Origin of the sequence: Pseudomonas sp. GM50 (genome assembly GCF_000282375.1) — a bacterium.
Taxonomy (GTDB): domain Bacteria; phylum Pseudomonadota; class Gammaproteobacteria; order Pseudomonadales; family Pseudomonadaceae; genus Aquipseudomonas.
Map to the genome: position 1 here is coordinate 17,866 of NZ_AKJK01000004.1, position 21,612 is coordinate 39,477.

Sequence of the window (21,612 nt, forward strand, 5' to 3'; positions counted from 1 at the left end):
CCAACGAACGCCGATCCCCGTAGCGCGCGATTATCTAGTAGGCCGCGTTACAACGCATCAGGGGGAACCAAGTATTTATCGGGAAAAGCTCCCGTTTTCAGTCGAAATGCACTTAAAAAGATGTTTCAAGCGCTTTCACGTCTGTAACAGGAAGGTTACCGGGCCATCATTGACCAGGTGCACCTGCATATCCGCGCCGAATCTACCTGATGCCACAGTGCCATGCACCTGTTTCGCTTTGCCCAATAGATAGTCGAACAACTCTTCGCCCAAAGCCGGAGGAGCCGCAGTCGAAAAACTGGGGCGCAACCCGTTTTTGGTGTCGGCGGCCAGGGTGAACTGTGAGACCAACAGCAACCCACCGTCTACGTCCGCCAAGGACAGATTCATCTTGCCCTCGGCGTCGCTGAATACTCGATAGTTAAGCAGTTTATGCAGAAGTTTGTCGGCGCTGGCCCGCGTATCGTCGGGCCCGACCGCCACCAGCACCAGCAAGCCCTGATCTATCGCCCCAACCACCTCTCCCGCAACTTCGACTCGCGCGCCACGCACGCGTTGCAGCAAGCCCTTCATGCTTCGTCAGGCGACAAGTTGAGCATACGGCGGGCCATCAGATCAGCGGCGCGTACCAAGGCATCGGTGATACCCGATTCGGACGCCGCATGGCCGGCGTCGCGAATCACCTGCAATTCGCTGTTCGGCCAGGCCTGATGCAGTTCCCAGGCGTTGTCCAGCGGACAGATCACGTCGTAACGACCATGGACGATGACGCCGGGCAGGTGGGCGATCTTGTCCATGTCTCGAATCAGTTGGTTCGGCTCGAGGAAAGCATTGTTGGTGAAGTAGTGGCACTCGATACGGGCGATGGACAACGCACGCTGAGGCTCGGAGAAGCGGTCGACCACCAGCGGATTCGGCCGCAAGGTGGCGGTGCGGCCTTCCCACATGGACCAGGCCTTGGCCGCGTGCATCTGGGCGATCTGATCGTTGCCGACCAGGCGTTTGTGGAACGCCGAGAGCAAGTCGTGGCGTTCATCCTGCGGGATCGGCGCGATGTAGTCCTGCCAGTAATCGGGAAACAGGCGACTGGCGCCACACTGGTAGAACCACTCGATTTCCTGGGGACGACAGAGAAAAATCCCGCGCAGAATCAAACCGAGCACGCGTTCCGGATGGGTTTGCGCGTAGGCCAGGGCCAGGGTCGAACCCCAGGAGCCGCCGAACAGCACCCATTTGTCGATGCCCAGGTGCTTGCGAATCCGCTCGAGGTCGGCGACCAGATCCCAGGTGGTGTTGTTTTCCAGGCTGGCGTGGGGCGTGGAGCGACCGCAACCACGCTGGTCGAAGGTGACAATGCGATACAGGTTCGGATCGAAATACCGACGGCTCTGGGCATCACACCCGGCGCCAGGGCCGCCGTGGATGAACACCACCGGCAAACCTTCTGGCGAACCGCTTTCGTCGACATACAGCGTGTGGGTTTTATCGACGGCCAGATCGTGCCGGGCGTGGGGTTTGATCTGCGGGTACAAAGTCTGCATTGCGCGCTCCGTAAGGGGTCGAGGTCATCCCTGGGGGGACTTCTATTATTCTGCCGTCCGGCATCATAAACCCGAATTACTTCAATGAGCATGCCCCTTGCAGCGTCAGCGTTTGTCAGCCCGTCGTCTCAGCCAGATAGCCGAGCAGGGTTTCATAGAGTCGGTCGACTTCGGCGACCTGCCCCCGCGCCCGCAAACAGCCGTGAACCAGTCCTTCCCCATAATAAAGCGTTGCGCTCACGCCGGCGGCGTTGAGTCGCTCGGCGTAAAGCACGCCGTCATCGCGCAGTGGGTCGAACTGCGCCGCGGCAATCAACGCCGGTGGCAGACCGCTGAAATCGTCGGCGAGCAAGGGCATCGCATAGGCACCCGGTTGTCGGGCTCTGCCTAAATACAACGCGTGATAACAATCCAGATCGCTGCTGCTGAGCAATGGCGCATCGGCGCATTCGCTGCGCGACGGCAATCGGTGATCACCGCCCAGGCCCGGATAGATCAGAACCTGCGCGCAAGGCGCTGGCTCGCCAGTATCGCGCAAGGCGAGACACAACGCGGCAGCGAGATTGCCGCCAGCACTGTCGCCTGCCACCAGGGTCCGCGCAGGGTCGAGCCGAATCGGTCCTGTGCGCAGCGCTCGCCAGACACTCAAGCAGTCATCGAACGCCGCCGGAAACGGATGCTCCGGCGCCAACCGATAATCGACGGCGATCACCAGCACGCCGAGCGCTGATGCCAATTCGGCACAGATGAAGGCGTGAGAATCCAGATCCCCCACCACCCAACCGCCGCCGTGCAGGTACACAATGCACGGCCAACCGCTGGTCGTTGGTTTGACCCGCGGTTGCCAGGCGCGCACCGCCACTCCAGCCAACTCGAAATCGATCACCTCAAGCCCCGCGGGACGGGGCGGGGTAAACGCCTGGCACATCTCGCTGTAGGCCTGACGCAAACCGGTGAGACTGCTGTCGGTGCTGTTGAAGCTGAGGGTTTTCTCGACGAAAGCCGCCATGTGTTCAGAGAGAGGGTAAAAAGCCATGAGCCTGCAGCCGGTCAGTCAACGGTTAGGGATTGGAACTCAGTTCTGTGGCGAGGGAGCTTGCTCCCGCTGGGCTGCGTAGCAGCCCCCAAACCACTCAACCCAGTTTTATTAGATACGCCCGACCAGCCGGGTTTACGACGGCTGTGCCGCCGAACGGGAGCAAGCTCCCTCGCCACAGACAGCGTACTTTCCGAAAAATGGTGATCAGTTCTTCAAACTGGCCCGAACGGTTGCCACGCCATCCTTGCCATCAACACTGCTGACACCCGCCAGCCAGCGCTGAAGATCTTCAGGATGATCTCGCAGCCATTGCCTGGCGACATCCTGCGGCGTCTTGCGCTCCATGATCGGCACCATCAACTGACTTTCCTGAGCCGCGGTAAAGGTCAGGTTTTCCAGCAGGCGGTTCACGTTCGGGCAACGCTCGGCATAGTCCGGCGCGGTCACGGTGGAAACAGTCGCCGCTCCCTCGTTCGGACCGTAGACGTCTTCGCTGCCGGTCAGGTAAGCGATGTTCATGTTGATGTTCATCGGATGCGGGGTCCAGCCGACGAACACCACAAACTCCTTGCGATTGACCGCCCGCTGAACGGCGGCAAGCATGCCGGCCTCACCGGACTCGATCAGTTTGAAGTCCTTCAAGCCAAATTGATTGGTCTCGATCATGGTTTTTATCGTGGTGTTGGCACCGCTGCCCGGCTCGATGCCGTAGATCTTGGCGCCGAGCTGATCCTTGAATCTGGCGATGTCGGCGAACGTTTTCAGGCCGGCAGCCGCAACATAGTCAGGCACGGCAAGGGTCGCCTGGGCATCCGAGAGGCTCGGTTTGTCCATGACCTTCACTTGATTGGCGGCCACGAACGGCGCGATGTTTTTATCCATCGCCGGTTTCCAGTAACCGAGGAAGATATCGAGGCGTTTGTCGCGGATGCCGGCGAAGATGATTTGCTGCACGGCACTGGTTTGTTTGCTTTCGTAGCCGAGGCCGTTGAGCAATACGTCAGCCATGCCGCTGGTGGCGATGACGTCGGTCCAGTTGACCACGCCCATGCGTACGGTCTTGCAGGAAGCGGGGTCGTTGGCGAAAACGCTGGTGCTCAGAAGAGCAGTGCCACAGAGGATTGAGAGACAGCGGGTGAACAAACCTTTGATGCTTGTCATAGGGAGCTTTCTCGCGCGGCAGATTATTGTCAGGGGTCGGTGTCTTCATGCACCGTGCCCAGAACATTACGCAGCGTCGAGAGGCTGAAAGCGAACTGTAGCGACCGAGATTTGCACGGTGGCGACTGTCCTGATGCGTTATCAAGGCGAACACCAATCTGTGGCGAGGGAGCTTGCTCCCGCTGGGTTGCGAAGCAGCCCCCAAACCATTCAACCGAGTTTTATCAGATACGCCCGACCAGCCGGGTTTACGACGGCTTCGCCGCCGAGCGGGAGCAAGCTCCCTCGCCACAAAATCTCGCTCCCACAGGGTTATGCGCTGTAGTGCTTTTCGCCCCACGCCAATAACCCTTGCAGCAATTCCCTGAGCACCACCTGCGTCGGCGCCGCCAAATCCGGGCGATACCGGAACGGCTCGAACTCTTCCATGTACGTGCACTGACCCAACTCCAGTTGCACAGCATGGATGTTCTCGGCCGGGTTGCCGTAGTGCCGAGTGATGTGCCCGCCCTTGAAACGACCGTTCAGCACATGGCTGTAATCGCCGTGCCGTGCGCAGATGGCTTCCAGTTGGCTGGCCAATTGTGGATCGCAACTGGCGCCGTTGAAGGTGCCGAGGTTGAAGTCCGGCAGCTTGCCGTCGAACAGGTGCGGGATGATCGAGCGGATCGAGTGTGCATCGAACAGCAGCGCGTAGCCGAATTCGGCTTTCAGTCGCGCCAGCTCTTCCTGCAAGGTGCGATGGTACGGTGTCCAGATCTGTTCCAGATAAGTCGCGCGTTCTGTGGCCGAGGGCTCCATACCCTCACGGAACAATGGAATACCGTCGAACAATGTCGCTGGGTACAAACCAGTGGTGGCGCCGACATATAAAGGCTTGTCATCGGACGGTCGGTTCAGGTCGATGACAAATCGCGAGTACTCGGCGGCCAGCGTGCTGGCGCCCAGCTCGGCAGCGAATTCGTAAAGCCTGGGGATGTGCCAGTCGGTGTCCGGCAGGCTTTTCGCGTCGGGAATCAACCCGGCTTCGACCGCCGGGGTCAGGCGCAGGCCGGCGTGGGGCATGCTGATCAGCAGCGGCACGCGGCCTTGTTTGAAGTTCAGAACCTTATCCACAACTGCTCTCCTAAACGCTTGTTTCGACGCCGTGACGCACGACGCGTTTTTCCAGGTCGCCGCCCAGCCAGTACGACAGGTCGGCTGGTCGATCAATCTGCCAGGCGACGAAGTCTGCGACTTTGCCGGCTTCCAGCGAACCATGAGTCTCGGCCATGCCCAGCGCGGTGGCGGCATGAATCGTTGCGCCAGCCAGGGCCTCTTCCGGGGTCATGCGCAAACAGGTGCAGGCCATGTTCAGCATCAAGCGCAACGACAGCGCCGGCGATGTGCCTGGGTTGAGGTCGCTGGCGATGGCGATTTTTACGCCGTGTTTGCGCAGGGCTTCCATCGGCGGCAATTGGGTTTCCCGCAGGAAGTAGAACGCGCCGGGCAGCAATACCGCGACGGTGCCCGATTTGGCCATGGCAATGGCGTCATCTTCGGTCATGAACTCCAGATGATCGGCGGACAGGGCGTGATAACGCGCCGCCAGGCTCGAACCGTGCAGCGACGACAATTGCTCGGCATGCAGCTTCACCGGCAAACCGAGGTTCTGCGCGGCGACGAAAACCCGTTCGACCTGCTCCGGCGAAAACCCCAGGTATTCACAGAAAGCGTCCACTGCATCCACCAGCCCTTCGGCAGCCAGGGCCGGGAGCATTTCAGTGCAGATGTGATCGATGTAGGCATCGGCGCGGTCTGTGTATTCCGGCGGCAAGGCGTGGGCCGCCAGGCAGGTGCTGCGCACGCTGACCGGCAGTTCGGCGCTGAGACGACGAACGACCCGAAGCATCTTGCGTTCGTTAGCCAGGTCCAGGCCATAACCGGACTTGATTTCGATGCTGGTGACGCCATCGCGCATCAGGCTTTTCAGACGCTTGGCGGCGCTGGCGAACAACTCGTCTTCGCTGGCAGCTCGGGTGGCGCGCACGGTGCTGGCGATACCGCCGCCCGCCGCTGCAATTTCCGCGTAGCTGACGCCTTGCAGACGCTGCTCGAACTCGCCGCTGCGGTTACCGCCGAACACCGTATGGGTGTGGCAGTCGATCAGGCCCGGTGTCACCCAAGCCCCGTTCAGGTCATTGACCGCCGGGTATTCGCCCGGCGGCAGTTCGCCGCGCGGACCAATCCACTCAATGTGCGCACCGGACGTCACGATGGCCGCATCCTCGATGATCGAGTAGGCGCCTTGCGCCATGGTTGCAACGTGGCAGTGTTGCCAGAGCGTTTTCATCCTGGCCTCCGTTAGGTTATCGATGAGAAAAATCAGGGTCCCGTGCCACCAATGCGGCCTGGCCTGCCGCCGGTTTCACCCACGTCAGGTAGGCCAGCACCAGCAACACGATCCAGACCACGCCGACCATCAGTGCTGCCTGGGTGTCCGGGAAATAGCCCAGCACGCCGAAAATGAACAGCATGAAGGCAATCGCCGCCATTGGCGCATAGGGCCAGAACGGCACCGGGAATTTCAGTTGTGCGACCTGTTCGGCGCTCATGGAACGACGCATCGCCACCTGGGTGAACAGAATCATCAGCCAGACCCAAACCGTGGCAAAGGTCGCAACGGAGGCGATTAACAGAAAGACGTTTTCCGGAATCAGGTAGTTCAGCAACACGCCCAGCAGCAGTGCGCTGCTCATCACCACCACTGTCAGCCACGGCACACCATTGCGCGACAAGCGGGCAAAGCCTTTGGGGGCGTGCCCTTGCTGAGCCAGGCCATACATCATGCGACCCGCGCCGAATATGTCACTGTTGATGGCCGACACCGCCGCCGAGATCACCACGATATTGAGGATGGTCGCCGCCGAGCTGATACCCAGGTTGTCGAAAATCTGCACGAACGGGCTGCCTTGGCTGCCGATCTGCTGCCACGGAAAGATCGACATCAGCACCAGCATCGTCAGCACGTAGAACAACAAAATACGCAACGGTACGGCATTGATCGCCCGGGGCAGCACGCGCTGTGGGTCTTTGGCCTCACCAGCCGTTACGCCGATGATTTCAATACCGCCAAACGCAAACATCACCACGGCGAACGAAGCGATCAGGCCACCCACGCCATTGGGCATGAAGCCGCCATGGCTCCAGAGATTGCTGATGTCGGTCGCCTGGGCACCGGGGGCCGTGCTGATGCCGAACAGCATGATGCCGAAGCCACCGAGGATCATCGCGACGATGGCCGCGACCTTGAGCAGCGACAGCCAGAACTCCATTTCGCCAAAGACTTTGACGTTACACAGGTTCAAGCCGCCGACCACCGAAACGATGCCCAGGACCCAGATCCAGCGATCGACTTCCGGAAACCAGAAGCCCATGTAGATACCGAACGCGGTGACGTCGGCCATACCGACGATGACCATTTCAAATGCGTAGGTCCAACCGAGGATGAAGCCCGCCATCGGCCCTAGATAGGTGCTGGCGTACTGGCCGAAAGAGCCGGCCACCGGGTTGTGCACCGCCATCTCACCGAGGGCGCGCATGACCATGAACACCGCCGCGCCACCGATCAGGTAAGCGAGCAGTACCGCAGGCCCGGCCATTTGAATGGCCGAAGCAGAACCGTAGAACAGCCCGGTGCCGATCGCCGACCCCAGCGCCATGAAGCGAATATGTCGGGCAGAGAGCCCGCGTTTCAAACCCTTTGCTGGCTGTTGCATTTCTCGTCCTTAATTATTTTTATTGGCGACATGATCGTTCCCACGCTCTGCGTGGGAATGCAGCCCCGTGACGCTCTGCGTCACTGGACGCGGAGCGTCCCAAGAGGCATTCCCACGCGGAGCGTGGGAACGATCATCAGAGAAGGAGTCGTTACAGGCTAGGCAACAACTTCGCCGAAACCAGCTCGTTCAGGCAACGAGTCGCCAGAAGCTCGCTAGCAGCATTGATGTCTGGCGCAAAGAACCGATCCTTCTCATAGAACGGCACTTCGGCACGCAGAATGGCACGAGCCTTTTCCAGTTTCGTCGAGGTCTTCAGCCCCTCACGCAGGTCGAGGCCCTGAGCCGCCGCCAGCCACTCCACTGCCAGAACACCACGCGTGTTTTCCGCCATTTCCCACAGACGCTTGCCCGCCGCCGGAGCCATCGACACATGGTCTTCCTGGTTTGCGGAAGTCGGCAGGCTGTCCACCGAGTGCGGATGGGACAGCGCCTTGTTCTCGCTGGCCAATGCCGCCGCGGTCACCTGGGCGATCATGAAGCCGGAGTTCACGCCGCCATTGGCCACCAGGAACGGCGGCAGTTGCGACATGTGCTTGTCCATCATCAGCGAGATGCGGCGTTCGCTCAGGGAACCGATTTCGGCGATGGCCAGGGCCATGTTGTCGGCGGCCATGGCCACCGGTTCGGCGTGGAAGTTACCGCCGGAGATCACGTCGCCTTCAGCGGCGAACACCAGCGGGTTGTCGGAAACGGCGTTGGCTTCGATGGCCAACACTTCGGCAGCCTGACGGAACTGGGTCAGGCAGGCGCCCATGACTTGCGGCTGGCAGCGCAGGGAGTACGGGTCCTGGACCTTTTCGCAGTTCTGGTGCGAGTCAGACACTTCGCTGCGCTCGCCCAGCAGGTCGCGGTAAGCGGCAGCGGCGTCGATCTGGCCTTTCTGGCCACGAGCGGCGTGGATGCGTGCGTCGAACGGCGAGCGCGAGCCCAGCACGGCTTCAACCGTCATACCACCAATGGCCAGGGCGCCAGCGAACAGGTCTTCGCCTTCGAACAGACCGCGCAATGCATAAGCGGTGGACACCTGAGTACCGTTGAGCAGTGCCAGACCTTCTTTGGCAGCCAGGGTCAACGGGGTCAGACCGGCGACTTTCAGCGCTTCGGTTGCTTCCATCCACTCGCCTTTGTAGCGAGCTTTACCTTCGCCCAGCAGCACCAGAGACATGTGGGCCAACGGCGCCAAGTCACCGGAAGCACCCACCGAACCCTTCAATGGAATGTGCGGATAAACCTCGGCATTGATCAGCGCGATCAGTGCATCGATCACCACGCGGCGAATACCGGAGAAGCCACGGCTCAGGCTGTTGACCTTGAGCACCATGACCAGTCGAACCAGCGCGTCGCTGATCGGCTCGCCGACACCGGCGGCGTGGGACAAAACGAGCGAGCGCTGGAGGTTTTCCAGGTCTTCGCTGGCGATACGGGTCGAAGCCAGCAGGCCGAAACCGGTGTTGATGCCATAAGCGGTGCGGTTCTCGGCGAGGATCTGTTCCACGCAGGCAACGCTGGCTTCGATCTGGGCCGAGGCACTGTTGTCGAGGGTGATTTTGACCGGTTGCTGATAAACATCACGCAGTTGGGCAAGGCTCAGTTGGCCGGGAATCAAATTAAGCGCAGTCACATTCATTCTCCTTTTGAGAGTTTTTTATTAACTAACCAGACGCTCCGGAAATTTCCGTTGTCCGTCGCTTCCCGACTTTTTGAGAGGGGCTGGCGCCTTGGCACGCTGGTGTTGTGGATTTCAGTTCAGGTTCGGTAAAGCCTTGTGCAACAAAATCGGGTCTTTCAAAACACTGGCAGCGGCAGCAATGTCCGGTGCCAGCCAGCGGTCCTGGTCGTAGGCCGGGACTCGTTCACGCAGCAGACGCCACGCGGTATCGGTGCCAGCGCCAAAGCGTTGTTCTTTGAGGAATTCAAAAGCCTGGGATGCCAGCAGATATTCAATGGCGAGGATCTGCGTGCAGTTTTCCAACGCGCGATGCAGCTTCAGCGCCGCGTTGGTGCCCATGCTCAAGTGGTCTTCCTGCAAGCCCGAGGTAACGTAGTTGTCGAGCACCGCCGGTTGCGCCAACTGACGGTTTTCCGCACACAGGGACGCGGCAACGTACTGGACGATCATCATCCCGGAATTCACCCCGGGATTGGCCACCAGAAACGCTGGCAAACCGCTGACGTGGGGGTTGATCAAGCGGTCCAGCCGACGCTCGGCGATGGAGCCGATTTCGGCCATGGCGATCGCCAGCAGATCTGCGGCCAATGCCACTGACTGACCGTGCGGGTTGGCCTGGGACATCACCCGGAAGTTGTCCGGCGTGCCCAGCAGCATCGGGTTGTCGGTGACAGAGTTGAGTTCGGTTTCGATCTGTTTTTTCGCGTGTTCAAGTTGATCGCGAGCAGCGCCGTGGACTTGCGGGATCGAACGGATGCTCAACGCATCTTGAGTGCGAATGCCCTTGCTGCTGGCAATCACTTCACTGCCATCGAGCAGCGCCCGCAGGTTGATGCCGACTTGCTGCATGCCCGGGTGAGGCTTGAGCGCGATGATCTCGGCGTCGAACGCGGCAATCTGGCCACGCTGGGCTTCGAAGCTCATGGCGCCGATCGCGTCGGCCCACTGCACCAGACGCGTCGCGTCGGCAATTGCCAGGCAGCTGAGACCGGTCATGCACGGCGTGCCGTTGACCAGGCACAAGCCATCTTTGGCGCCGAGGTGAACCGGTTGCAGACCTTCCTCACTCAAGGCCTGTTGCGCGGTAACGATCTGCCCGCGATAGCTGACATTGCCGACACCCAGCAGCGTGATTCCAATGTGGGCCATGTGGGTCAGGTAGCCCACCGAGCCCTGGGATGGCACTTGCGGGGTGATGCCGCGATTGAGCAGTGCCAACAGGGCTTCGACCACCCGGCGATGAATGCCGGATTTGCCATGGCTATAGTTGCGAATAGCGGCGCAGATGATTGCGCGGGTCTGTTCGTCGGCCAATGGCGCGCCGACGCCACAGGCGTGACTGAGCAAGGTGTTGCGCGACAGTTGGCTGAGTTGTTCGCCTTTGAGCGAGACGTTGCACAAGGCGCCCAGGCCGGTGTTGACGCCGTAGGCACGCTCGCCGCTGGCGACGATGCGCTGGACGATCGCCTGGGCGTTCTCGATCCGTGCCCAGATCTGGGGCGACAGCTCGAGCTGCGCGCCGTGACGAGCGACTGCGACCACATCCTGCCAGCGCAACGGGGCGTCGGCGATAACGATTTTTTCAGCCTGGGACATCTTCAACCTCGTGCGTACAACCTGAATATTGATGCAGCTTTACCGACGCTATCGCGAGCAGGCTCGCTCCCACAGGGGTATGCATTCCAGTGTGGGAGCGAGCCTGCTCGCGATGAGGCCCGCCCAATCACTGCAAACCTTTAAACCACCGCCGCCCGCCGCTGTACGAACCGGTCCACATACTCATCCGCCGGCGAGTGCAGGATCTCTCTTGGCGTACCCACCTGAATCAGCCGGCCATCCTTGAGGATCGCGATGCGGTTGCCGATGCGCACGGCCTCGTCGAGGTCGTGGGTGATGAAGACGATGGTCTTGTGCAGGGTCTTTTGCAGTTCCAGCAACTGGTCCTGCATTTCGGCGCGGATCAGCGGGTCGAGGGCGCTGAAGGCTTCATCCATCAAGATGATGTCGGTGTCCGCCGCCAAGGCGCGAGCCAGGCCCACACGCTGGCGCATACCGCCGGAAAGCTGATGCGGGTATTTGTTTTCGTAGCCCTTCAGGCCCACGGTGTTGATCCAGTGCAGCGCGCGCTCGGCACACATCTGCTTGCTCTCGCCACGCACTTTCAGGCCGTAGGCAACGTTATCCAGCACGGTCTTGTGCGGCAGCAGGCCGAAGCTCTGGAACACCATGCTGATCTTGTGCCGGCGAAATTCGCGCAGGGCTTCCATGTCGTATTGCAGGATGTCCACGCCGTCCACCAGGATCGCGCCGCTGGTGGGGTCGATCAGGCGATTGAAGTGGCGCACCAGGGTCGACTTGCCGGAACCGGAAAGGCCCATGATCACGAAGATCTCGCCAGTGCCGATGCTCAACGACAGGTCGTTCACGCCGACCACGCAGCCGGTTTCGGCCAACACCTGGTCTTTGGTCTTGCCCTGGCCAATCATGCCCAGCGCATCCTTGGAACGGTTGCCGAAAATCTTGAAGACGTTTTTGACTTCGATCTTGCTGATGGCTTCGTTGCTCATTTGCTCACCTCATGCCGTGGCCGACCATACGCCTGAGTAATGCGGTCGATGACCACTGCCAGAATCACGATCGCCAGACCGGCTTCAAGGCCACGTCCGACGTTGAGGGTCTGAATCCCCACCAACACATCTTCACCCAAGCCACGGGCACCGATCATCGAGGCGATTACCACCATCGACAGGGCCATCATGGTGGTCTGGTTGATCCCGGCCATGATGCTCGGCAGGGCCAGCGGCAGTTGCACGCCAAACAGTTGCTGCCAGCGATTGGCGCCGAAGGCGTTGATCGCTTCCATCACTTCACCGTCGACCTGGCGAATACCCAGATCAGTCAGGCGGATCAGCGGCGGCGCGGCGTAGATAACCGTGGCGAAAATCGCCGGGACCTTGCCCAGGCCGAACAGCATCAGCACCGGGATCAGGTACACGAAACTCGGCATGGTCTGCATGATGTCCAGCAGCGGCATCAGCACCGAACGCAGGCGATTGCTGCGCGCCGAGAGAATACCCAGCGGAATGCCGATCAGCACCGAGATGACTGTCGCCACCATCATCAATGCCAGGGTCTGCATCAGCTTGTCCCAGAGGCCGACCGCACCCACCAGGAACAGCAGACCGACGATGACCGACGTGGTCACGACTTTGCGGGTCGCGTGCCAGGCAACGCCCGCCACGATCGCCAGCATCAGCCACCAGGGCGCCGCACGCAGCAGCCCTTCGAGATTGACGATGGCCCACAGCAGGGTGTCGGAGATGCTGCGGAACACATCGCCGTAGTTGGTGACCAGCGTATCGACCCAACTGTTGACCCAGTCGGCGATGGAAAAGGTAAAGCTTTCGGGAAACATAAAAAGACTCTCAATCAAGGGGTTGCGATCAAGCATCCGACTGCCGTTGCCGACAGTCGGAGACACTCGACCTACAAGGCCGCGTCGATCTTTTTGGCTGCGTCTTCGCTCACCCACGCGTGCCAGACTTCAGGATGTTCCTTCAAGAAGATCTTGGCCAGTTTTGGCGATTCGATCCGCTCTTTGGCCATGCGCCCGAGGTTCTGATTCAGCAGGTCGATCGGCAGGTTGACCTTTTCCAGCACGGCCACCAGTTCCGGGGCTTGCTCGTGGAAGGTCTTGGACAGGCCGACCTTGATGGTCACGCTCTTGTCCACGCCTGGCTTCTCGTCGAGTTTGACCAGGTCGACCTGGCCCATCAGCGGGGTTGGCGACCAGTAGTAGAACAGGATCGGTTCGCCACGCTTGTAGCTCGACAGCACCGCCGCATCCAGCGCCGGGCCAGTGCCTGGGCGGAAGTTGGTGTAGGTGCTTTCCAGACCATAGCTTTTGAGCATTTCGCTGTTGTCCAGCTCACAGGTCCAGCCGGCCGGGCAGTTGTAGAAACGGCCCTTGGATGGCTCTTCCTGATCCTTGAACACGGCAGCGTATTTGCCCAGATCGGCGATCGCTTTCAGGTCCGGGGCTTTTGGCTCCAGCTTGCGCTTGGCATCGCCTTCGATCACGTAACGCGGCACGTACCAGCCTTCGATCGCGCCAACGACCGGAGCGCCGACACCGATAACCTTGCCGGCCTTCTCGGCCTTGTTCCAGACTTCGCTACGACCGACCCACTCTTCGGCAAACACTTGAATGTCGTTGCTGCTCAGGGCGTTTTCCATGGTGATGGAGTTGCCTGGCAGGCTGTCGGTCTTGCAGTCGTAGCCTTTCTCCAACACGATTTGCATCACGTCGGTCAGCAGCATGCCGCTTTCCCAGTTCAGGCCGGCGAATTTCACCGGTTTGCCCGATTCGCACCAGCCAGCCGCCTGGGTGGCGCCAGCACTGGCCAGCAGGCCCATGGAAAGCAATGTGGTCAGCAGGGTCTTGTTCGATTTCATTGTTTGACGCTCCTAATCATGAGTTGGCTTACGGCAGTCAAGAGGCATCCAGCCCTGTCCACGTCCAATCAGGCCTGCGCCGCAGCGCGACCGGCCCCGCTTGTTTTAGGTTGTACAACGCTGTCCTGCTCGACCGGCAGGATCAGGTGATCGGGTACCGCGCTGTGCCATTTTTTCGCGCAGACGTAATACAGGCCGGCGGGAAGCACCAGACCGATGATCCAGGAAATATCCACACCACCCAGAACGTCCACCAGCGGACCGGTATAGAACTTGGTAGAGATGAACGGCAGTTGCACCAGCACACCGAAGACATAGACGCTGATACCGAGGGGGTTCCAACGGCCGTAGCGACCGTTCGGATCGCCCAGCGCCGGCACGTCATACCGCTCGCGAGTGATGCAGTAGTAGTCCACCAGGTTGATCGCGCTCCATGGCGTGAAAAAGGCCAGCAAGAACAGGATGAAGGACTTGAACGCACCGAGGAACGAGTGCTGACCGAGCAACGCGATCAGGGTCGCCGTGCCGACGATGACCAGCACGAAGACCAGACGCTGCAAGCGCGTTACTTTCAGATCACCACGGAAACCGCTGATGACCGTCGCAATGCACATGAAGCTGCCGTAGGAGTTCAGCGTTGAAATGGTGACCTTGCCGAACGCGATGCTGAAATACAGCAGCGCTGCGGTGGCACCGCTGCCGCTCAAACCAACGATGTAGGCCACTTCGTGGCCGGCGAATTGCCCGTTGGCCATGGCGGCGGCAAACACACCGAGGATCATCGCCACCTGTGCACCGATAACCGAACCGGCGCCGGCGGCGAAAAAGGTCTTCACCGAGGAAGTCTTGCTCGGCAGGTAGCGTGAATAGTCAGCCACGTAGGGGCCGAAGGCGATCTGCCAGGACGCTGCGAGCGATACCGCGAGCAGGAAGCTGCTCCAGCTGAAGTGGCGGATTTGCAGGAGTGCGCCAACGTCAGTCTGGCTCATCAGGCGACTGAACAGGTAAACGAAGGCAATCACGCCAATGACGCTGGCGACACGGCCGATGAAATGAATCACCCGGTAACCGAGCACCGTGACCAGCACGATGACACTGGCGAAGATGAGGATCCCGACGCTGTCGCTGACGCCAAACAACTGGCCCAGCGCCTGGCCGGAAAGCACGGTGCCCGTTGCGGTGAAACCGAGGTACATCAGGCAGACCAGCACGATCGGGATGGCCGCGCCATACACGCCGAACTGTACCCGGCTGGAGATCATCTGCGGCAGGCCAAGCTTGGGCCCTTGCGCCGCATGCAGCGCCATTACGCCACCGCCGAGCAGTTGACCGATCAACAGACCGATCAACGACCAGAACACGTCACCGCCCAGTACCACGGCCAGGGCCCCGGTGACAATTGCGGTGATTTGCAGGTTGGCCCCCATCCACAGGGTGAACTGGCTCAACAGACGACCGTGTCTCTCCGCTTCCGGAATGTAGTCGATCGAACGTTTCTCGATCAACGGTTTACTGCCTGCACGATCGTCATTAACAGCCATTGTTCAACCTCTATGGATTGTTTGTCGGTGTTGGTGATCCCTGTAGGAGCGAGGCTTGCCCGCGAAGAATGCACCGCGGTGTGTCAGTTAAGACGCCTTCGCGGGCAAGCCTCGCTCCTACAGGTATTTCTGCGTTATTTACCGGTAATCATCGGCAGGTTCAGACCCTGCTCCTTGGCACAGTCGATTGCGATCTGGTAACCCGCATCGGCGTGACGCATGACGCCGGTGGCCGGGTCGTTGTGCAGCACGCGAGCAATACGCTCGGCCGCTTCGTCCGTACCGTCGCAGACAATCACCATGCCCGAGTGCTGGGAGAAGCCCATGCCGACGCCGCCGCCGTGGTGCAGGGAAACCCAGGTCGCGCCGCTCGCAGTGTTGAGCAGAGCGTTGAGCAGTGGCCAGTCGGACACGGCGTCGGAACCGTCCTGCATCGATTCGGTTTCGCGGTTCGGGCTGGATACCGAGCCGGAGTCCAAGTGGTCGCGACCGATCACGATCGGCGCGGACAATTCACCGCTGCGAACCATTTCGTTGAAGGCCAGACCGAGCTTGGCGCGCAGACCCAGACCAACCCAGCAGATACGTGCCGGCAGACCCTGGAAGCTGATGCGCTCACGAGCCATGTCCAGCCAGTTGTGCAGGTGGGCGTCGTCCGGGATCAGTTCTTTTACTTTGGCGTCGGTCTTGTAGATGTCTTGCGGATCGCCCGACAGCGCAGCCCAACGGAATGGACCGATGCCACGGCAGAACAGCGGACGGATGTAAGCCGGTACGAAACCTGGGAAGTCGAACGCGTTTTCCACGCCTTCTTCCTGGGCCATCTGACGGATGTTGTTGCCGTAGTCGAAGGTCGGAATACCCATCTTCTGGAATTCGAGCATCGCTTTAACGTGCACGGCCATGGACTGCTTGGCGGCTTTGACCACGGCAGCAGGCTCGGTCTTGGCGCGAGCGCGGTACTCTTCCCAGGTCCAGCCGGCTGGCAGGTAGCCGTTGAGCGGGTCGTGGGCGCTGGTCTGGTCGGTGACCATGTCTGGGCGCACGCCGCGCTTGACCAGTTCCGGCAGGATTTCAGCCGCGTTGCCCAGCAGAGCGATGGAAATCGCCTTGCCTTCCTTGGTGTATTTGGCAATGCGGGCTAGCGCGTCGTCGAGATCGGTGGCTTGCTCATCGACGTAACGGCTGTTCAAGCGGAAATCGATACTGACCTGTTGGCATTCGATGTTCAGCGAGCAAGCGCCGGCCAGGGTTGCAGCCAGAGGCTGAGCGCCGCCCATGCCGCCGAGGCCTGCGGTCAGGACCCAACGACCTTTGAGGTCATCGTTGTAGTGTTGGCGACCGGCTTCGACGAAGGTTTCGTAGGTGCCTTGAACGATGCCCTGGCTGCCGATGTAGATCCAGCTACCGGCGGTCATCTGGCCGTACATGGCCAGGCCTTTGGCGTCCAGTTCGTTGAAGTGCTCCCAGTTCGCCCAGTGCGGTACCAGGTTGGAGTTGGCGATCAGCACGCGTGGGGCGTTGCTGTGGGTCTTGAACACGCCGACCGGCTTGCCGGATTGCACCAGCAGGGTCTCGTCGTCGTTCAGGTTGGTCAGGCTTTCGACGATCTTGTCGTAGCATTCCCAGTTACGTGCCGCACGACCGATACCGCCGTAAACCACCAGTTCTTTAGGATTCTCGGCGACTTCCGGGTCGAGGTTGTTCATCAGCATGCGCAGCGGCGCTTCAGTCAGCCAGCTCTTGGCGGTCAGCTTGTTACCGCGGGCAGCGCGGATTTCGACGTTACGAAACTTAGTAGGCTTATTGTCAGTCACGAAAAAGACTCCTCATCAATCAATCCAAACCAACCCTGGCGGTGGGCAAGCCAGCCTGTGCGCGTCAGAGCGCCACAAGCGAATCAGTGGACGTTGCGAGGAGTCTTGATCGACTCATACGCATACGTCTTTACTTGTACATACAAGCATATGCAATCAAGCGGCCAACTTGCTGGATGAGTGTTCAAGAAAAGTTTTTAAAGGGCTGGAAAGGCTGTAGATCAAGGGTTTTGAGGAGGATGAAATTTTTTGGGGAGTTTTCGCGGGGGAAGGACAGCTGTTACTTGAGCGCGGTTTTGCGCCACGCTGGGGCGTTCGGTAACAAAGTGGTGCGCGATGGGAAACGGCGTGGGCTACTGCTTTTGTGGCGAGGGAGCTTGCTCCCGCTGGGCTGCGAAGCAGACCCAAAAACCGGAGCAAGTGGTGTGTCAGAAGAACCGGGATACTGCATTGACGACTGCTGCGCAGCCGAGCGGGAGCAAGCTCCCTCGCCACAGTTAACCGTGCGCGATCAGCTCGATCACACAGCACTGGCCCTTGATGGAGATATCCAGCAGGCCAACGTTACCGTCCAGTTGCAGACAATCATGGCGCCCTAGCTGAGAGGCGCGGTTATCAACCGTCACTTCAAGCTGTTCAGACACGCTGAACACCAACACGGTGCCGGCCGAGCTGAAAAACCGCTGCTCGCCCTCCAGCCACTGCAACCGCGCGCTGTAACGGTCCGGCGCATAAATCAGGTTGAAGTCGCGAATCGGTCCGCCGAGCAATGTGCAGGACACATGACTCTCGCCACTGAAAGCAAACGGGTCCAACGGTAACAACGGCCGCGTGTCCTGGCCGTCGACGCGCAAGCTCATGCCCTCGCCTTGCAGCACGGTGATCACCCGCTCATAGCCGGCGAAGGTTGAAAACCCGCCCGACTCGCCAATATCGGCAATCGACAGGCGCCAGCCGAAACCCTCAAGGCCAGCACCTCCATCACGGGTGATTTCTTCAGTGCTGCCGCCGCCGTTTTTCCACGGCATACGCGGGTAATCGGCCGCGTGTAAAACTTTCAACTGGCTCATTTCGGGCTCTTTATTTATGGCTCTTTATTTGTGGAACCGTCCTTCCAGACGATGACGGGAACCGGGGTGGATCAAACGGGCGGCGGTCACGGGCTGACGGCCGGACCAGGTGCGGCGACGAATCAGCAGGCAAGGCTCGCCCTTTTCAATCTGCAGCAACTTGCATTCGGACGGCTCGGCGAGAATCGCTTCGACCACGTGCTCGCCTTCGGTCAAAGGCGCGACCTGGTTCAGATAGGCGTAAGGCGTTTGCAGGGTGAAGTCTTGCTTGAGGTACTCCGGCGCCACCAACGCGTTGACGAAACGGTCTTCGATTTGCACCGGAATATCGTTTTCGAAATGCACGATCAGCGAGTGGAAAACTTTCTGGCCCTCGCGCATGTCCAGGGCCACGGCCCGCTCAGAACCGGCGGCCTCTTCTTCAAGGGTGATCACCTTGCAGGTATGACGATGGCCACGGGAGGCGATCTCGTCGGCGATGTTGTGCACTTCAAACAAAGCAGACTGACTTTTCGGCTCGGCAACGAATGTACCGACACCCTGCATACGCACCAGCAGGCCGTCGGCGGTCATCTCGCGCAGGGCGCGGTTGATGGTCATGCGGCTGAAACCCAGCTGATTGACCAACTCGCTTTCCGACGGAACGCGGTAGTGCGGCGGCCAGTTTCCACTGTCGATTTGCTGGGTGATCATCTGTTTGACGCGGGCGTACAAGGGCGCCGGACTGTCGCCCAGATTGGCGCTCAGATTGGCATTCGGCGGCAATGTGGCAGAGGGAGTCGGCACGGTTAATCCTTGTTCATCTATGAGAGTTGCTAGCTTGCCGGAGTTTACCGAGCAGGCAAACGTCTGTATATGTATATACAAATAACACACGATGGGGTGCTGAACCATGTCCGCCTTCTTTGCCGAACGCGCGCTGCTGCCTAGTGGATGGGCCAACAATGTACGTCTTGAGGTCAGCGCCGATGGCGTGCTGACCCATATCCAGGCCGATTCTCACGCAAATGACGCCGAACGGCTGAGCGGTCCGCTACTGCCGGGAATGCCGAATTTGCACTCCCACGCCTTCCAGCGGGCCATGGCCGGGTTGGCGGAAGTCGCGGGTAATCCGAACGACAGTTTCTGGACCTGGCGCGATCTGATGTACCGGCTCGTCGGAAAAATCAGTCCGGACCAACTCGGCGTGATCGCCCGTCAGCTGTACATCGAAATGCTCAAGGCCGGTTACACCTCGGTCGCGGAATTTCATTATGTACACCACGATACCAGCGGCCAACCGTACGCAGACCCGGCAGAACTGGCGCTGCGCATCAGCCAGGCCGCCAGCTCCGCCGGTATCGGCTTGACCCTGCTGCCAGTGCTCTACAGCCACTCCGGTTTCGGCGGCCAGGTCCCGAACGAAGGTCAGCGCCGCTTTATCAACAGCACTGAAAACTACCTGAAACTTCAGTCGCGCTTGCAGCCGATCCTGGCACAGCAACCGGCCCAATCCCTGGGTTTGTGTTTCCACTCGTTGCGCGCGGTCACCCCGCAGCAGATCAGCGAAGTGCTGGCGGCCAGCGACAAGCAGTGCCCGGTACACATCCACATCGCCGAACAGCAGAAGGAAGTCGATGACTGCCTGAGCTGGAGCGGTCGCCGTCCGTTGCAATGGCTGTACGAAAACACCGAAGTCGATCAGCGCTGGTGCCTGGTCCACGCGACCCACGCCAACCCGGAAGAAGTCACGCTCATGGCCAAGAGCCGCGCCATCGCCGGCTTGTGCCTGACCACCGAAGCCAACCTTGGCGACGGAATTTTTCCGGCGGTGGACTTCCTCGCGCAGGGTGGGCGCATGGGCATCGGTTCCGATAGCCATGTCTCGTTAAGCGTGGTGGAAGAATTGCGCTGGCTGGAATACGGCCAGCGTCTGCGCGATCAGCGGCGTAATCGTTTGTATGGCGCGGATCAGCCGATGGTCGGCCGCACACTGTACGACGCCGCCCTGGATGGCGGCGCCCAGGCGCTGGGGCAGCCGATTGGCGCCCTGGAAGTCGGCAAGCGTGCGGATTGGTTGGTGCTCGATGGCAACGATCCGTATCTGGCGACGGCCAGCGGCGACGGGATTCTCAATCGTTGGTTGTTTGCCGGTGGTGATCGCCAGGTGCGGGATGTGCTGGTCAACGGCCAGTGGGTCGTGCGTGACGGGCGCCATGCCGGGGAAGAAGAGAGTAATCGGGCGTTTACCCAGGTCCTGCGCGATCTTCTGGGCTGACCCCAAAAAAATGTGGGAGCGGGCTTGCTCGCGAAAGGGCCATCACCTTCAACTCAATTGTTGACTGACAGACCGCTTTCGCGAGCAAGCCCGCTCCCACATTAGATCGCCGGGGGCAGTTAGTTCGAAGTCTTGGCCATCTTGGTATCCGACGTGCGCCAGATCAGTCGCGTCGTGTCATAACCCTGCTGACGCGCCCTGCTCAGCAGTTCTTCGCGCACTACACCATTGACCGTCGGGGTGCGTGACAGCAGCCAGAGGTGACGGCGGCTCGGGTCGCCGACAATCGCGGTCTTGTAATCATCGCTGACGTACAACACCCAGTACTCTCCCTTCGCCACACCGGGTATCAGTCGCGAGAACCAGGTATCGAACTCGACCCACAGCTTGTCGGCCTTGCCGGGCACCTGTGGATAAGCCGTGCCTTTGGCCTCTTCCCATTGCCAGTCCGACGTCAGACAGCGGTTCAGCACCGCCATGTCACCTTCAGGCTTGAGGCTGTAATGGGCTTCGGATTGCGCGCAATTGCGCTGAAAATACACCGGCAGACGCGCCAGTTCGTACCAGGTTCCCTGGTAGCGCTTGAGGTTGACCGAGTTGACGGTCTTGGGTGCCAACGGATCTACGCCAGAAGTGGCGCAGCCGGCCAATACCAGGCCGGCAAAAAGAACGATCAGTAACCGCTTCATTATTTTTTTCTCCCGTGGGCGAATAGCCCCGGTTTACTTCAGGCCTTGGCCAGAAAACATCAGCACTTTGTCACCGGCGTACTGCACGCTGATAAAGCTGTTTTTGTCGCCCCAGGTGCAACTGGACATGCCGAGCGCGCCCGAGCAATCGGTCGGTTTGCCCAGCAAGGTTTCAACCTCGGCCTTGGGCATGCCAGTCGACAGCTTTGAATAATTTTCCTGATTGATCTTGCCGCACGCTGCCAACAACACGCAGAACGAGAGCAAGGCGATAGAACGCAGCGACATGGTGTAACTCCTGGGACGAAGGGAATGGCATGGCTGCCAAGCTGAAGCTTAGAAGAGAAAACCCCTCTCTGGTTCCCTGAGCATCCGGCTATTTGTTCAGCCGCCCGTCCGCCTTTTGCCGATAAATCAGCTACTTTTTCGCGCCGCCGAGTATTTCGTCGGTTTTCGCGGCAGCCGCCTAATCTTTGGCGCTGGCCAGTCGACATAAGAAGCAGCGCAAAGCCTTCCACTGTGGCAAATTGACACCCATTGTTGACCAGCCCC

Annotated in this window: 19 protein-coding genes; 1 reads left to right on the forward strand and 18 read right to left on the reverse strand. The window is 60.1% G+C overall.

All coding sequences use genetic code 11. The features are described from left to right. Positions 1-135: 135 nt before the first annotated feature. From dtd to hutC, 16 genes are all read right to left on the reverse strand, one after another. Positions 136-573, reverse strand: a complete 438-nt coding sequence (gene dtd / locus PMI30_RS28685) for a D-aminoacyl-tRNA deacylase (RefSeq protein ID WP_008005080.1) — start codon at positions 571-573, stop codon at positions 136-138. After that, positions 570-1,541, reverse strand: a complete 972-nt coding sequence (gene pip, locus PMI30_RS28680; protein ID WP_008005083.1) for a prolyl aminopeptidase — start codon at positions 1,539-1,541, stop codon at positions 570-572. The genes dtd and pip overlap by 4 nt, the downstream gene beginning before the upstream one ends. 115 nt (positions 1,542-1,656) lie before the next feature. Beyond that, positions 1,657-2,577, reverse strand: coding sequence for an alpha/beta hydrolase (locus PMI30_RS28675; protein WP_008005084.1), 921 nt, complete (start codon positions 2,575-2,577; stop codon positions 1,657-1,659). A gap of 207 nt (positions 2,578-2,784) precedes the next feature. After that, positions 2,785-3,732 carry a choline ABC transporter substrate-binding protein gene (locus tag PMI30_RS28670; RefSeq protein WP_032834664.1) on the reverse strand — a complete coding sequence of 316 codons (948 nt, stop codon included), beginning with the start codon at positions 3,730-3,732 and terminating at the stop codon, positions 2,785-2,787. Positions 3,733-4,053: 321 nt separating this feature from the next. Continuing rightward, positions 4,054-4,857 (reverse strand): N-formylglutamate deformylase, encoded by an 804-nt coding sequence (hutG, locus tag PMI30_RS28665; RefSeq protein ID WP_008005088.1) that lies wholly within the window; start codon positions 4,855-4,857, stop codon positions 4,054-4,056. Positions 4,858-4,867: 10 nt separating this feature from the next. Next, on the reverse strand, positions 4,868-6,073 hold the full coding sequence (hutI, locus tag PMI30_RS28660) for an imidazolonepropionase (protein WP_008005090.1): 1,206 nt from the start codon (positions 6,071-6,073) through the stop codon (positions 4,868-4,870). 16 nt (positions 6,074-6,089) lie between these two features. Next, positions 6,090-7,499: an amino acid permease gene (locus PMI30_RS28655; protein WP_007907818.1), complete on the reverse strand. Its 1,410-nt coding sequence runs from the start codon at positions 7,497-7,499 to the stop codon at positions 6,090-6,092. Positions 7,500-7,650: 151 nt separating this feature from the next. Then, a complete protein-coding gene (hutH, locus tag PMI30_RS28650; protein ID WP_085985196.1) occupies positions 7,651-9,189 on the reverse strand; it encodes a histidine ammonia-lyase in 1,539 nt (512 codons plus the stop codon). A gap of 114 nt (positions 9,190-9,303) precedes the next feature. After that, complete coding sequence (hutH, locus tag PMI30_RS28645) at positions 9,304-10,827, reverse strand: histidine ammonia-lyase (protein WP_008005093.1); 1,524 nt, start codon at positions 10,825-10,827, stop codon at positions 9,304-9,306. Between the two features lie 140 nt (positions 10,828-10,967). Then, positions 10,968-11,798 carry a quaternary amine ABC transporter ATP-binding protein gene (locus tag PMI30_RS28640; protein ID WP_008005095.1) on the reverse strand — a complete coding sequence of 277 codons (831 nt, stop codon included), beginning with the start codon at positions 11,796-11,798 and terminating at the stop codon, positions 10,968-10,970. Next, on the reverse strand, positions 11,795-12,646 hold the full coding sequence (locus PMI30_RS28635; RefSeq protein ID WP_007907826.1) for an ABC transporter permease: 852 nt from the start codon (positions 12,644-12,646) through the stop codon (positions 11,795-11,797). Before PMI30_RS28635 ends, PMI30_RS28640 begins: the two co-directional genes overlap by 4 nt. A 71-nt stretch (positions 12,647-12,717) precedes the next feature. Continuing rightward, positions 12,718-13,686, reverse strand: coding sequence for an ABC transporter substrate-binding protein (locus tag PMI30_RS28630; protein ID WP_007907828.1), 969 nt, complete (start codon positions 13,684-13,686; stop codon positions 12,718-12,720). A 68-nt stretch (positions 13,687-13,754) separates the two neighbouring features. Then, positions 13,755-15,227: a purine-cytosine permease family protein gene (locus tag PMI30_RS28625; RefSeq protein WP_008005098.1), complete on the reverse strand. Its 1,473-nt coding sequence runs from the start codon at positions 15,225-15,227 to the stop codon at positions 13,755-13,757. A gap of 134 nt (positions 15,228-15,361) precedes the next feature. Beyond that, positions 15,362-17,044 carry a urocanate hydratase gene (hutU, locus tag PMI30_RS28620; RefSeq protein ID WP_008005100.1) on the reverse strand — a complete coding sequence of 561 codons (1,683 nt, stop codon included), beginning with the start codon at positions 17,042-17,044 and terminating at the stop codon, positions 15,362-15,364. 497 nt (positions 17,045-17,541) lie between these two features. Further along, positions 17,542-18,114, reverse strand: a complete 573-nt coding sequence (locus PMI30_RS28615) for a HutD/Ves family protein (RefSeq protein WP_008005101.1) — start codon at positions 18,112-18,114, stop codon at positions 17,542-17,544. A gap of 24 nt (positions 18,115-18,138) precedes the next feature. Continuing rightward, positions 18,139-18,807 carry a histidine utilization repressor gene (gene hutC / locus PMI30_RS28610; protein WP_238541967.1) on the reverse strand — a complete coding sequence of 223 codons (669 nt, stop codon included), beginning with the start codon at positions 18,805-18,807 and terminating at the stop codon, positions 18,139-18,141. Between the two features lie 199 nt (positions 18,808-19,006). Between hutC and PMI30_RS28605 the strand changes: the two genes are divergently transcribed. Beyond that, complete coding sequence (locus PMI30_RS28605; protein WP_008005104.1) at positions 19,007-20,371, forward strand: formimidoylglutamate deiminase; 1,365 nt, start codon at positions 19,007-19,009, stop codon at positions 20,369-20,371. A 119-nt stretch (positions 20,372-20,490) separates the two neighbouring features. Here PMI30_RS28605 and PMI30_RS28600 read toward each other — a convergent pair whose 3' ends face one another. Together PMI30_RS28600 and PMI30_RS28595 are read right to left on the reverse strand one after the other, a co-directional pair. Beyond that, positions 20,491-21,060, reverse strand: a complete 570-nt coding sequence (locus PMI30_RS28600; protein ID WP_008005107.1) for a lipocalin family protein — start codon at positions 21,058-21,060, stop codon at positions 20,491-20,493. 33 nt (positions 21,061-21,093) lie between these two features. Continuing rightward, positions 21,094-21,348 carry a hypothetical protein gene (locus PMI30_RS28595; RefSeq protein ID WP_007907841.1) on the reverse strand — a complete coding sequence of 85 codons (255 nt, stop codon included), beginning with the start codon at positions 21,346-21,348 and terminating at the stop codon, positions 21,094-21,096. Positions 21,349-21,612 lie beyond the last annotated feature (264 nt).

What these genes read in the sequence shown, in the direction of transcription:
- PMI30_RS28675 (WP_008005084.1), bottom strand. Translation starts at nt 2,577, where the DNA reads ATGGCTTTTTACCCTCTCTCTGAACACATGGCGGCTTTCGTCGAGAAA.
- PMI30_RS28600 (WP_008005107.1), bottom strand. Translation starts at nt 21,060, where the DNA reads ATGAAGCGGTTACTGATCGTTCTTTTTGCCGGCCTGGTATTGGCCGGC.
- PMI30_RS28655 (WP_007907818.1), bottom strand. Translation starts at nt 7,499, where the DNA reads ATGCAACAGCCAGCAAAGGGTTTGAAACGCGGGCTCTCTGCCCGACAT.
- PMI30_RS28630 (WP_007907828.1), bottom strand. Translation starts at nt 13,686, where the DNA reads ATGAAATCGAACAAGACCCTGCTGACCACATTGCTTTCCATGGGCCTG.
- hutC (WP_238541967.1), bottom strand. Translation starts at nt 18,807, where the DNA reads ATGATCACCCAGCAAATCGACAGTGGAAACTGGCCGCCGCACTACCGC.
- hutH (WP_085985196.1), bottom strand. Translation starts at nt 9,189, where the DNA reads ATGAATGTGACTGCGCTTAATTTGATTCCCGGCCAACTGAGCCTTGCC.
- PMI30_RS28615 (WP_008005101.1), bottom strand. Translation starts at nt 18,114, where the DNA reads ATGAGCCAGTTGAAAGTTTTACACGCGGCCGATTACCCGCGTATGCCG.
- PMI30_RS28640 (WP_008005095.1), bottom strand. Translation starts at nt 11,798, where the DNA reads ATGAGCAACGAAGCCATCAGCAAGATCGAAGTCAAAAACGTCTTCAAG.
- PMI30_RS28625 (WP_008005098.1), bottom strand. Translation starts at nt 15,227, where the DNA reads ATGGCTGTTAATGACGATCGTGCAGGCAGTAAACCGTTGATCGAGAAA.
- pip (WP_008005083.1), bottom strand. Translation starts at nt 1,541, where the DNA reads ATGCAGACTTTGTACCCGCAGATCAAACCCCACGCCCGGCACGATCTG.
- PMI30_RS28595 (WP_007907841.1), bottom strand. Translation starts at nt 21,348, where the DNA reads ATGTCGCTGCGTTCTATCGCCTTGCTCTCGTTCTGCGTGTTGTTGGCA.
- hutH (WP_008005093.1), bottom strand. Translation starts at nt 10,827, where the DNA reads ATGTCCCAGGCTGAAAAAATCGTTATCGCCGACGCCCCGTTGCGCTGG.
- PMI30_RS28605 (WP_008005104.1), top strand. Translation starts at nt 19,007, where the DNA reads ATGTCCGCCTTCTTTGCCGAACGCGCGCTGCTGCCTAGTGGATGGGCC.
- dtd (WP_008005080.1), bottom strand. Translation starts at nt 573, where the DNA reads ATGAAGGGCTTGCTGCAACGCGTGCGTGGCGCGCGAGTCGAAGTTGCG.
- hutI (WP_008005090.1), bottom strand. Translation starts at nt 6,073, where the DNA reads ATGAAAACGCTCTGGCAACACTGCCACGTTGCAACCATGGCGCAAGGC.
- PMI30_RS28635 (WP_007907826.1), bottom strand. Translation starts at nt 12,646, where the DNA reads ATGTTTCCCGAAAGCTTTACCTTTTCCATCGCCGACTGGGTCAACAGT.